9 protein-coding genes and 2 pseudogenes are annotated in these 12,382 nt (G+C 58.3%); 8 read left to right on the top strand and 3 right to left on the bottom strand.

The features are described from left to right. Nucleotides 1-83: 83 nt before the first annotated feature. Complete coding sequence (locus X727_RS140995) at nt 84-1,106, bottom strand: LacI family DNA-binding transcriptional regulator (protein WP_023686868.1); 1,023 nt, start codon at nt 1,104-1,106, stop codon at nt 84-86. Nucleotides 1,107-2,119: 1,013 nt separating this feature from the next. Here X727_RS140995 and X727_RS140990 point away from each other — a divergent pair. The 6 genes from X727_RS140990 (at nt 2,120) to X727_RS140965 (ending at nt 9,022) form a co-directional block, all read left to right on the top strand. Then, nucleotides 2,120-3,199, top strand: a complete 1,080-nt coding sequence (locus tag X727_RS140990) for a LacI family DNA-binding transcriptional regulator (RefSeq protein WP_023667744.1) — start codon at nt 2,120-2,122, stop codon at nt 3,197-3,199. A 365-nt stretch (nt 3,200-3,564) separates the two neighbouring features. Continuing rightward, the gene (locus tag X727_RS140985) at nt 3,565-4,557 is read left to right on the top strand and encodes a substrate-binding domain-containing protein (protein ID WP_031204618.1); all 993 of its coding nucleotides are present in this window, start codon (nt 3,565-3,567) and stop codon (nt 4,555-4,557) included. 80 nt (nt 4,558-4,637) lie between these two features. Then, nucleotides 4,638-6,152, top strand: coding sequence for a sugar ABC transporter ATP-binding protein (locus X727_RS140980; protein ID WP_050591314.1), 1,515 nt, complete (start codon nt 4,638-4,640; stop codon nt 6,150-6,152). Continuing rightward, nucleotides 6,145-7,152: an ABC transporter permease gene (locus X727_RS140975; RefSeq protein ID WP_023667741.1), complete on the top strand. Its 1,008-nt coding sequence runs from the start codon at nt 6,145-6,147 to the stop codon at nt 7,150-7,152. Before X727_RS140980 ends, X727_RS140975 begins: the two co-directional genes overlap by 8 nt. Further along, the gene (locus X727_RS140970) at nt 7,149-8,174 is read left to right on the top strand and encodes an ABC transporter permease (protein ID WP_023667740.1); all 1,026 of its coding nucleotides are present in this window, start codon (nt 7,149-7,151) and stop codon (nt 8,172-8,174) included. The genes X727_RS140975 and X727_RS140970 overlap by 4 nt, the downstream gene beginning before the upstream one ends. Next, nucleotides 8,171-9,022 (top strand): sugar phosphate isomerase/epimerase family protein, encoded by an 852-nt coding sequence (locus X727_RS140965; protein WP_031204621.1) that lies wholly within the window; start codon nt 8,171-8,173, stop codon nt 9,020-9,022. Before X727_RS140970 ends, X727_RS140965 begins: the two co-directional genes overlap by 4 nt. Nucleotides 9,023-9,226: 204 nt before the next feature. On the opposite strand, the pseudogene X727_RS140960 reads toward X727_RS140965, so the two are convergent. After that, nucleotides 9,227-9,508, bottom strand: a pseudogene (locus tag X727_RS140960) (ABC transporter permease); the annotation flags it as partial. A 246-nt stretch (nt 9,509-9,754) separates the two neighbouring features. Between X727_RS140960 and X727_RS140955 the strand changes: the two are divergent. Further along, the gene (locus X727_RS140955; protein ID WP_023834958.1) at nt 9,755-11,101 is read left to right on the top strand and encodes a family 1 glycosylhydrolase; all 1,347 of its coding nucleotides are present in this window, start codon (nt 9,755-9,757) and stop codon (nt 11,099-11,101) included. Nucleotides 11,102-11,555: 454 nt separating this feature from the next. Further along, nucleotides 11,556-11,681: pseudogene (locus X727_RS1000000169155) on the top strand (MucR family transcriptional regulator); the annotation flags it as partial. 197 nt (nt 11,682-11,878) lie between these two features. Here X727_RS1000000169155 and X727_RS1000000169160 read toward each other — a convergent pair. Then, nucleotides 11,879-12,382, bottom strand: a 504-nt coding sequence (locus X727_RS1000000169160) for a hypothetical protein (RefSeq protein ID WP_245274199.1), incomplete at its 5' end; no start/stop codon positions are given.

The following is a 12,382-nucleotide window of genomic DNA, read 5'->3' on the forward strand; positions in this document are numbered from 1 at the left end:
ATCTCACAAGCAATAATGGGCACGCAATTTCGCCAATGGCAAGTCCTTTAGACGAAATTCTCCGAAATCGAGGGGTTTGCTCTTTAGCGCACAGCGCGCCGGGCAACCGATCCGCGTACGATCAAGCGGGTCTGAAATCGGGTACGGCGCGGTGCAACCTTTTTGCCGGCAAGCCGCTCCAGCAGATATCTGGCGGCGAGCGGTCCGATCTCGGAGATGGGTTGCGCCACGACCGTTATCTGCGGATCGGTGAACGTGGCGAGGTTGAAGTCATCGAAGCCAACCACCGACACATCATGCGGAATCGAGAGCCCCATTGAACGCAGGCCAAGAAGCGCGCCTTGCGTCATGAGGCTGTCCACCGTGAACAGTGCGGTCGGGCGATTGCGCCGGCTGAACAGGCGGATCGTGGCTTCGATGGCGTGCTCCACGGTCGAGCGCGATACGCCGATGAGCGCTTCATCGATTGCGATCCCATGCGAGTGGAGCGAGTTTTGGTAGCCAGCCAAGCGTTCCTGTGCCGTAAAGATGCGTGACTCGTCGCGCAAAAGACCGATCCGGTGGTGACCGTTGCCAACCAGATAGTCCACTGCCTCGCGTGCCCCGCCCTCGTTGTCGACGACGACGCTGTCGCATTGCAGGTCCTTTACCACGCGGTCGATGAGCACGATCGGTGCGCCTTCGCGGGCCAGTTGCACAATATGCTGGCTGTCGGTTGCAGACGTTGGGGCAAGGATGAAGCCGCGAATGCTGAGCGAGCGAAGGCTCTCAAGCAGTTCTTTCTCCTGTTCTACATTCTCCTCGCTGCTGGCAATCAGAAGATTGTGGCGGTGCTTGCGCAGTTCCACCTCTATGTCGTGCGCGATTCGGGCGAAGAACGGATTCTGGATATCGCCGGGCACGAAGCCTATGATCGGCAATTGTCCGCTGCGCAGCGCCTGCGCGACGAGGTTGGCCCGATAGCCCAGCCTTTCGGCTGCCTCAACCACGCGGAGCGCCGTCTCGTCGCCAACGTAACCATAGCTGTTGAGCGCCCGGGCGGCCGTGGCGCGCGACACCTTAGCCGCTGCGGCAACGTCCTTTAGTGTGATTCCTTTCTGGGCCACAGGTAACCGTCCTTCTTGGATCTGAACATTGCGTCAGATCATTCTCGGCTCGTCTTGCCGGCATCGTTGTGCGGCATATCGGACGATTCTCAAACTGCGAACATAGCTTTCGCAACTCCTTGCCACCTAATCGAGATACGCGCGCTGCTTGGCTATCTGGAAATTTGATCCACGAATGCACCTACATGTTGTGCAGTCAGTTCATTGCCTTGCACTGCCAGCATACGGCAATGAGTTCACGCCATGGTCCAGGCGGCCTCCCTGGCATCGATCATAACACCGATGGAGACGACTAGCCTTGCCGCCAAACTCGTCCACCGATTGGAGGCGAGCTTTCAAAAAGGTCGAGCCAGACGCTCAAGGCCTGCTGCACGGAGAGCCACAGGCTGGGAGACTCTGAGCAAATCGGGAATCTGAGTCGCTTGCTCTGAACCGTCGGCATCATGCTGCTAACCGGTTTTGATCCTCCGGGGCTCCGCATTGGCAATAGCGACGAAAATGCTGTCGAGCAGACCCTTGTCGCGGAAGGAACTTGCCAAGCAAGGGCACCTCGGCCAAGTACGCAAACAACGCCCGGAGACGAAGGCGCATCCGGCAGCACCCTTTTGGGGCCAGATAGAGACTCAGAAACCCAAAGCTTCATCTTCCCGCTATTGAAACGGAGGACTCGATCGTGACGCGTGCGCCCGACCATCGCCAACGGTGGGCTCCAAACTGATCGAAACTTCTCGTCGACCTTTGCAAGGTGATTGATCATCGGGGAGACCAAAGCCGAAACACTGGGGTTGGTGTCTCCAGGGACGCTGAACGAAAGCTTCAGGGAAAATCCCAAATCTGCCGATTTCCCTGGCGCTGTCATTGCAACGATCGAGACAATCAGGGAGACCGGACCGGAGGCACGAGAGGCCGCGTCCTTCCGTGGGGTCGCTCCTCCAAACCGTTTGACGCAATTTAGAGATGTTGCCTTGACCCCGCACTAGCGTCTACTGCATCTGCTAGTAGGAGCGTCACGAATGGCGAGAAAGTCTGTCCGGCGCAAGTCAACGATTTATGACATCGCGGTGGCGGCAAAGTTGTCCCCGACAGCGGTTAGTCTCGTCCTCAATGGCTCGTGGCAACAGCACCGGATCAAGGCGGAAACCGCAGCGACCATCCTCGATTGGGCTGAGCGGCTTGGCTATGCTGTCAACCTCAAGGCACGAGGATTGCGGCTTTCCCGATCCGGGCTCGCTGGAATGATCTTGCCACATTACCGCAATCGCTTCTTCGCCGGATTGGCCGAAGCCTTTGAAGCGGAATCCCGCGTCCACCGCTTGTGCCCGATCGTCGTCAGCACCCATCGCAATCCTGATAACGAGTTGAGTGTGACGGAAACCCTGCTGGCCCAGCAGGTGGAATTTCTCTTCCTTGCGGGCGTTCGTGACCCCGATCCGCTGAATGATCTGTGCCGGGCAGCGGGCGTCCGGTGCATCAACATCGATCTGCCAGGCCGCCGGGCTCCCTCAGTTGTTTCTGACAACTACGGGGGCGCCAAGGCGCTCACAGAGATCATTGTTCAGAAATTGAAAGAACGAGGGGGCTCCACCGAAGATCTCTTCTTCTTTGGCGGGGTCAGCGATGATGACGCAACACGTAGCCGTTTGCTGGGTTTTCACGATGCGCTGGCAGCGCATGGGATTGTTACGGGCCCGGGCACGATTGACTGCTGCGGATACGCACCGACCAACGCTGCTCGGTCTCTCGCTGCACGATACGCTCAGCTTGGGCATCTGCCCTCAGGTATGTTCGTCAACGGCGTGACCGCACTTGAAGGAACATTGCGGTTCACTTCGACGCTAGCCTCAAGTGAGCTTGGACGGGTTGTTGTCGGAAGCTTCGACTGGGATCCATTCGCGGCGCATTTGCCCTTCGATGTGACCATGGTCCGACAGAATGTCGAGGTGATGATTGCTGAAGGATTTTCGCTTCTGGAGAATTATTCGATAGACCACTTTCCGCTGGTGACCGTACCGACCAGCTTTGGGCGAACCGGAGAGCATGACGGCGCCCAGGAAGATTGGGATTCGGCATCCAAATCGAGCATCGACCACTAGCAATTCTTTGTCACGAGACATCGTTGCAGAAGTTCAACTCCGTTCATCAGCACCTCGGATCTGGGTAGCACCGCCTCCACCCAAGGCTCGCGGGGGATCGCATGTCCTTTCTACGGGTGCAGCCTGAGTGCGAAAGGGCGGATCGTTTACATCAATCGAGAAATGTTTTTAGACGCTGGTGGCGTGACCGCCTTGCTAAATCTATTTAGCACCTTGACCGGCCGGCATTCAAAGTCTTTTATGGCGCGTTCTGGGAGGAATGCGGCGCCGAGTGCGTCAATGCCGTCGGGCACAAAGGGGTGGGCCAAACAAAGCCGACATGGGCAATAGGCAACTCAAAAACTCGTCAATCAGGGAGGAATTAAATGTTAGCAAGAACTATACTCGCGGCAGCGTTCGGCGCAGCCCTTTCGGTCGCCACAATGAATGCTGCGCTGGCAAAGGACGTCAAGGTTGGAGTCGTCGTGAAGATCGGCGGCATTCCCTGGTTCAATGCCATGGAAACGGGAATAAAGGAAAAGTCGAAAGAGCTTGGCGACGACGGCTTCATGGTCGGGCCGACCAGCGCCGACCCGGCACTTCAGGTCCGCGCGATCGAAGACCTGATAGCTCAGGGCGTCAGCGTAATTGGCGTCGTGCCGAATGATGCAAACGTTCTCGAGCCGGTTCTAAAAAAGGCGCGCGACACGGGCATCAAGGTCATAACCCATGAATCGCCAGACCAGGTGAACGCTGATTGGGACTTCGAAATGGTCTCGGCCGTTGGTTTCGGTGAGGCCCATGCCAAGCTATTTGCCGAGAAAATGGGCGGCAAAGGCAAGTACGTGGTGTACGTAGGTTCTCTTACTGTGCCCGCACACAATGCCTGGGCCGATGCTGCAATCGCCTACCTGAAGAAGAACTTTCCCGACATGCAGATGGTTGGCGACAGATATGGCGTCGCCGAGAGCGCCGATGACAGCCGAAAGACGGCTCTGGATGTGCTTGCCGCCAATCCTGACCTCGGCGGCTTCCTGACGTTCGGCAGTCAGGGACCGATCGGCGCCGGACGCGCGATCGAGGAGCAGAAGCTTGGTGACAAGGTGGTTCTTGTCGGTTCATTCTCGCCTAGCCAAGGCAGCGCAATGCTCAAATCCGGCATTATTGACGGCGGCTATATGTGGAATCCTCTGGAAGCGGGCAAAGTATTCGTAACGATGGCTGATTTTCTGGCGGGCGGCGGTGAAATCACCGACGGCATGACGATCGAAGGTCTGGGTGTCGTTCACCCTGACTTCAAAACCGGCACCATCATCGTGGACGCTGTGCAGCCTATCACGGTCGAAACGGTCGATGGTCTTGCAGCCCTAGGGCTTTAGATGGCGGACCATGGCTGGCGTGCCGGGGTGGCAGATCAATCCCGGCACGCCCCATCCTTGTCATTTCAGAAGGGCCCGCCGTGAACCTCGTCGCGTCTACGACGCAGGACCTCCCATCGGTTCTGTCGTTTAGCAACATAAGCGTCACATTTGGTGGCGTTAGAGCCCTCCAGGATGTCGCCTTCGAGGTTCTCCCGGGTGAAGTGCAATGCATCGCCGGTGAGAACGGCAGCGGCAAGAGCACCCTGATCAAGGTAATCACCGGCGTTTGTCAGCCACTAGCCGGCGCAAACATGTCGATCGCCGGAAAGTCTGTCGACATCATGTCGCCGGCTGCGGCGCGCAGCGCCGGGGTGGAAGTCATCTGGCAGGACCTCGCACTGTTTCCTGAAATGACAGTCGCGGAAAATATCGGGATCAGAACTGTCCTCGGCAACATGCCTCGGCTCGTCGATCATTCGCGCATTCGCGAGGTGGCGCGAGGGCTGTTGGCGCGGCTTGGCGCCGACCTCGATGTCGACGCGCCTCTGCGTAGCTTTGCAATCGCCCAACGTCAGATCGTCGCCATCGCCCGGGCGCTCGCCGGCGATGCGAAGGTTATTTTCATGGACGAGCCCACATCGTCGCTTACTCAATCGGAAACAGACCGGTTGCTCGCGATCGTTCGAACACTCTCGAATGAAGGCATGGCCATCGTCTTCGTCAGCCATCGCCTTGCAGAAGTTCTGGAGATCTCAAGTCGCGTCACCGTTCTGCGCGACGGTAAGGTCGTTGGGGTGTTCCCGACCGCCGGAATGACCCAATCACGCCTCACCGAACTAATGACCGGCAAGACTTTCGACCAAACCGTGAGCACGAGAAACCTTAGTGGATCACCCGTCGTGTTGAAGATCGACCGATTGACCCGCGCAGGCGACTATGACGACGTTTCGCTGACAATACGGCGCGGTGAAACGCTTGGCCTGACCGGGCTACTCGGCGCCGGTCGCACAGAACTCGCGCTTTCGATTTTCGGCATGCTGCGCCCAGACCGCGGCAGCATCGCACTCAACGGGACGGTTCTTCATCTGAACTCCAACCGCGACGCAATCCGCGCGGGTATTGGATATCTCTCCGAAGACCGCTTGTCCCTTGGTCTCATACAAGCTCAATCCATCGCCGACAACGCCGTTATCCCGGTGCTCGACAAGATCCTTGATCGAGGGCTGATCTCCTCGGAGAAGAAGGATGCGCTCGTCAATCATTGGATCGAGGAATTGGCGATAAAAGTCGGGCGGCAGACCGATGCGATTTCCACGCTCTCAGGCGGCAACCAGCAAAGGGTGGCCATCGCCAAATGGCTGGCGGTCGGACTGAAACTGATCATTCTTGATTCGCCAACCGTGGGGGTGGACGTTGGCGCGCGGGCCGGCATCTTCGAGATTGTCGCCAAGCTTGCTGCCGAAGGCCTGGCGATTCTGCTGATATCCGATGAAGTGCCGGAGGTCTATTTCAACGCCGACCGCATCCTCCATATGGCCGCGGGCAAGATGGTCGCCGAATACGACCCGCACGCCATCTCGCTCGGCGACCTGGAAGCTGCCGTCTATGCGTAACCGCGGCAAGCTCTTCCGGGCTCATCCCACCGAGACATGGCTCGTTGTGGTTCTTCTCATCATGAGCGCAGGTCTCTCCGTTGCGAGCGACAAATTCTTCACCATTGCCAATCTCTTCAATCTGCTCAACACAAGCTCGACAAATCTGATCTTCGCGGTTGGGCTGCTGGTGGTGTTGATCGCTGGGGGCATCGACATCTCCTTCGCCGTGGCCGCGTCAGTGGTTCAATACGTTGTGGCGCTGGCTCTAGCCCAAATGGGAGGTGGTGATTGGTTCATCGGCCTCACCTTGGCGGCAATCGTCGGGATCGCCCTGGGTGCGGTGAACGCCGGCCTCATCTACTATTTCCAGATCATTTCAATCGTTGTCACCATCGCCACCTTCAATATTTTTTTCGGCCTGCTGATGTTCTTCACGCACGGTGTATCGATCTACAATCTGCCTGCCTGGTGGACGCATCGCACTGTGCTTTTCGAGTTCCAACAGGCGAATGGCAATTGGGCCGAGCTAACACTGCCGGTTGCGATCATGGCGGTCTGTGTCGCCGCCACCTGGGGGCTTATCCGGTATACCACCACGGGACGGCAGCTATACGCTTTTGGCGATAACCCGGAGGGCGCCCGTCGCCTCGGTATCAACATCGCGGCGATGCACTTCATTGCCTTCGGCTGGCTTGGTTTGATGGCCGGGATCGCGGGACTTGTGCAGGTGCACTATTCCCAGGAAGTCGTGCCCAACGCATTGGTGGGGCGCGAGCTGGACGTGCTGGCAGCTGTTGTCCTTGGCGGTGCCAGGCTGGGTGGCGGGCGCGGCACCGTGCTCGGTTGCATCCTTGGCGTGTTTCTTGTGTCGGTGACGCAAAACGGGCTGAACCTCCTCGGCATCTCTCCCTATGCTTTCAAGATGATCGTCGGGGCGATCATCTTGATTGCCATCACGCTGTCCAACGCGCCGCTCGGGCATATCCTCGCGGGCTTGCGGCAGAGGATGGGTACATGACGCAGCGCGTGCTCGAAACTGGAGCGCTACGGCACGGATTCTTGCGCCGTCTTGCCGGCACGTTGGGCGCCGAGAATATCGGACTTTTGCTGGCATTGATTTTGGTGATTGCATTCTTCGGATCTCTCTCGCCGCGATTCCTGTCCAAAGCTACCTTTGAATCGGTGGCCTTCCAGTTGCCTGAACTTGGACTGCTTACACTCGCGATGTTGATGCCGATCATCTCGGGCGGCATCAATCTCGCCGTGACGTTCACGGCCAATCTCTGCGGCCTCACGCTCGCCTGGGTTCTTCAGGCCAACGGAGGACCGGACGCAAGCATCTATGCCTTTCTACTCGGTTCCGTTCTTGCGGTCGGCGTTGGCACGGCAAGCGGCTTGGTCATGGGCCCGGTGATAGCCTATACCGGCGCGCACCCCATCCTCGTCTCGCTCTCGGTGATGATTTTCCTGCGCGGCCTTGGCGAGTTTCTGACCCGCGGCGCCGATATTTCGGGCTTTCCCGAATTCATCCAGCCGCTCGGCCACGGCAGCATCGTCGGCATTCCTGTCCCGCTGCTGATACTGCTCGGCGCAGTCATCGTCTGGCATGTCTTGATGACCCGAACCAGGCTTGGCTTTTCAAACTATATGGTCGGCTCCAACATCGAGGCGACGCGCTATTCCGGCATCTCGACGCGACGCGTGATCATTCTGATCTACGCGCTGTCTGGCGCCATGTGTGCGTTGGCCGGCATTATCATGATGGCACGATTCAATTCCGTCCGTGTCGGCCATGGCGAGTCCTATGTGCTGATTACGGTGCTTGCCTGCTTCTTGGGCGGGGTGAATCCGTTTGGCGGCTTCGGCAAGGTCGTTTCGGTCTTCCTAGCCCTCATCGTTTTGCAGTTGCTTTCTTCGGGACTGAATCTCTTGGGCGCCAGCCAGCACCTGGCCACAGCCATTTGGGGCATCATGCTGATCGGCGTCATGATCTTGCGGTGGGCTGCCGGGCAGCTCAATTTCATGAGGATAACACGATGAAGGGTTTTGGCGTTCATACGAGCATGTGGACGAGTGGTTGGTCCGTAGAGGGCGCCGAGCACACTGTAGCGGCGGTGAAAAAATACGATCTCGATTTCATTGAAATTTCGCTGGCCGATCCATTTTCTTGCGATGCCGATCACACCCGCAAGCTGCTGGCGGCAAATGGCATGCAGGCGGTGTGCTCGCTAGGGTTGCCCGAATATGCGTGGGCATCGCGCCACCCACAGGAGGCGATTGACTTTCTCAAGGTGGCTATCGACAAGACGTCCGACATCGGAGCCCAGGCGCTATGCGGCGTAATCTATGGCGGCATCGGCGAGCGTACTGGCGTGCCACCTACGCAGGACGAACTTGATAACATTGCGAAAGTGATGACGTCCGCCGCCGCGCAAGCCAAGTCTCGCGGCATCGAACTCGGTGTTGAAGCCGTGAACCGCTACGAGAACCACATCATCAACACCGCGGCTCAGGCGGTGGCACTAATCGAGAGAGTCGGCGCCGACAATATGTTCGTGCACCTTGATACCTACCACATGAATATCGAGGAGAAAGGTATGGGCAACGGTATTATCGTCGCCCGCGATTACCTCAAATATATCCACCTCTCCGAGTCTGATCGCGGCACCCCAGGCGAGGGCAATTGCAATTGGGATGAGACGTTCGCGACGCTGGCCGCGATCGGCTTCAAGGGCGGGCTCGCGATGGAGAGCTTCATCAACATGGATCCGCGTCTGGCGTTTGGCCTCAGCGTGTGGCGTCCGGTGGCCGAGAGTGAAGCGGTTGTAATGGGCAACGGTCTGCCGTTCTTGCGCAACAAGGCACGGCAGTACGGGCTGATCGCATAAGTTACATCGCCATGCGAGATCGAAACTCGGCACATCATGAGCCGACTGCATCGACATTGCGGCGACTGCCTTCGAAGCAGGAGCCGCTCGAGAGGCAATATTGCGGCGTTTTAGATCCCGGCCTTCGGCTGCCCCCCGGGCGCAAGCAGCCAACCGGTCGGCGATCGAAACTGCCGCGAACAACCTATTTCACCGGCTCGGGCATCACAGCCTACCTTCGGCGGTTGCGAGCCGGCCCCGCATCAATTCGCGGCGCTTTCGAAACTCTGTGTATTCCTGGTCGGCCAGTACCCCGATCTGGATCACCGATCCACTCACGGCAAAGTTGAGTGAGGAGGGAATGCCTAGAAGATTGACAAGGTTCTGAAGCACCTGCAGCAAGATCGTTCCAAGCACCACACCAATGATTGAGCCTTCCCCGCCCCGCAACGAGAACCCTCCAAGGACGGCGGCGGCGATCGCGTAGAGCTCGTAGAAATTGCCGTACCGCTTTCACTCGCAAAGACCCGTTTGACGCCAACTGGTCTGGCCCGAAGCCGACATCTCCGTCCAGCATAGTCCGACCATGTTCGGCGCAAGCTGCTCGCTTGAACCGTGGGATAGAATTCCGCCAATTTCAGGCACGTGGTTGTCAGGCGCCTACCGAACTTGACAAGCAGTCTTGCAGGAACTGCGTCGAGCACTGAACGTTTGACCAAGCGCGGGCATCTCCGCCTTGGCTAAGGACCATCAATGTTCACGTTCATGTTTGCCACCGGCATCGAGAACAGCACCCCCACCATTCGACAAGGCCGGGAGCGCGTCGACGAAATGGAAAAATGCCGCTTCTACGAACGATGGCGCACCGACTTCGAACTGGTCCAGGATCTCGGGGTGCATTTCCTCCGCTACGGACCTCCCATCCACAAAACATGGCTGGGTGACGGACGTTATGATTGGGCATTCGCCGATGAGACCTTCGCGGACCTGAAGGCGAAAGACATTCTTCCGATCGTCGACCTTTGCCATTTTGGCGTGCCGGACTGGATTGGCAACTTCCAGAACCCGGACTTTCCGACACTATTCGAGCACTACGCCAGGGATTTCGCGATGCGCTATCCGTGGATCCAGCTCTTCACCCCAATAAATGAGATGTTCATCTGCGCCACCTTTTCGGCCCGCTGGGGATGGTGGAACGAACAACTGAGCAGCGACACTGCTTTCGTCACCGCCCTCAAGCACATCGTGAAGGCGAACGTGCTTGCCATGCGGGCGATTCTCGAGGTGCGGCCGGACGCCATCTTCATTCAGAGCGAATCCTCGGAATACTTCCACGCCGATTCTCCCGAGGCGGTCGGCAGAGCGGAACGGTTCAACAGCGAGCGTTTCCTGTCGCTTGACCTCAACTACGGTCATGACGTCGACGCGCACACCTATCGCTATCTTCTCGAAAACGGGATGACGGCCGAAGAATACAGTTTCTTCCTGGAAAGCCATCTGCGCAGGCATTGCGTGATGGGCACCGACTATTACCAGACCAACGAACATCGGGTTTGGGCAGACGGAACGACGTCCGGGTCCGGCGAGGTGTTTGGCTATGACGAGATCACGCGGCAGTACTTCAACCGCTACCGGCTTCCCGTAATGCATACGGAGACCAACATCAGCGAAGGCCCCAATGGAGACGAGGCCGTCTATTGGCTGTGGAAAGAGTGGGCCAACGTGCTGCGGATCCGCAACGATGGCATCCCCATCGTAGGCTTCACCTGGTACTCGCTGACGGATCAGGTGGACTGGGACAGTGCGCTTCGGGAGAACAACGGACGGATCAATCCGCTCGGCCTCTATGACCTCGACCGAAATCCGAGGGCGGTGGGGCGCGCTTTCAAGGCGCTGATCGCGAACTGGAACAAGCTGTTGGCCACACAAAGTGTCTGCCTTGCTTTGCCGGTCTTTCTTCCCTCACAGCAAGACGATGCCATTGTTCGCGCGCAACAGGATTATGCGCGAAGCCTGCTGAGCGTGGATCGGGTCGCTGAAGGCTCGACTGAACCACTTGCTGCTCCCCAGAAAGAGGTCGAACCCGATGCGCCTGGATAACAAGACTGCATTGTAACCGGTGCTGCAAGCGGCATTGGACTGGCCATCGCCATGCGGTTGGGCACCGAAGGTGCACGGGTGAGCCGACGTGGGTGGAGGCAAGGTCGAGAAGGCGCGCATCGGTTCGACAAAGGGGCGCGCCGGGGAGGCCGCTATCACGGTGCTGTCGACTTGCGCTCACGCGTTCGGCAGGTTGGTAATAATCGTCAACAACGCGCCGGCCTGGTAATCTTTAACCATTGAGGCATTCACTAGAGCGGGCTGGCTGAAGGTGCTGAGCGTCGACCTGCTGGGAGCAATTTATTTCGCCGGAAAGGCATTCGCTCATATGACATCTGGGGGCGTCATCGTAAAACATATTGAGTGTGCGCGGTCGAGACGAGCTCCGCATGTCGAGCTATACGCCGCGGCAAAGGCCACCCTCCTGTCTCTAACCGAGACCCGACGCAGTTCGCACCTTGGCCGACTGGGCATGAATCCGGACGATTACCGAACCAAATGGAACCTGCCTCGCAATTACCCGATGGTGGCACCCAACTATTCGGGAAGCGTTCCGCATATCGCCTCTAACACCCAGTAGCGGACAGCTCTCGCCTGAGGCGTCAGTCGTCGTTGAAGCGCTCCGGCATCGCATTCGAGGCCAAGGCTGGTGCACAAGGATCATGACATCGAATTCCACTCTTTACAGGAACAAGTGCCTTTCCTCGGGATTAGGATTCGACGCCGCAACGCGTCGAACCCCAAAGGAGACTCACATGAAACGTAAGATTTTGACAGCTACAGCGATCTCTCTCTGTCTCGCCACCGCGGCCTTGGCGCAGTCGTCGGGAACATCCAGCGGCACGAACGGAACGTCCGGCTCATCGGCCGGGTCNCTCTCTGTCTCGCCACCGCGGCCTTGGCGCAGTCGTCGGGAACATCCAGCGGCACGAACGGAACGTCCGGCTCATCGGCCGGGTCCAGTATGAGCTCTACGTCCGGCTCCGGCCAAAGCGGTATCCCGAGCGGCTGGGACAGCAAGCTCTCCGGCTCATTCTTCAGCGACGCCAATTCGGGAAGACTTCTGTCGCAGGATGAGATCCGCAAGAACTGGTCGTCCCTGAGCTCTGAACAGCAGGCACAGGTTCGCTCCGACTGCTCGAGAATGACGGCCAGTAACGGCACTGGCTCTGGCACAATGACCGGCACGTCAGGTAGCTCGGCTTCTACCGGCAGTGATACAACGGCGAGTATCGGCACCGGCTCTGGCACAGCCACCGGCACTTCAGGCAGCTCTGGTTC

The sequence above is a fragment of the Mesorhizobium sp. L103C105A0 genome (assembly GCF_000502215.1).
Taxonomy (GTDB): domain Bacteria; phylum Pseudomonadota; class Alphaproteobacteria; order Rhizobiales; family Rhizobiaceae; genus Mesorhizobium.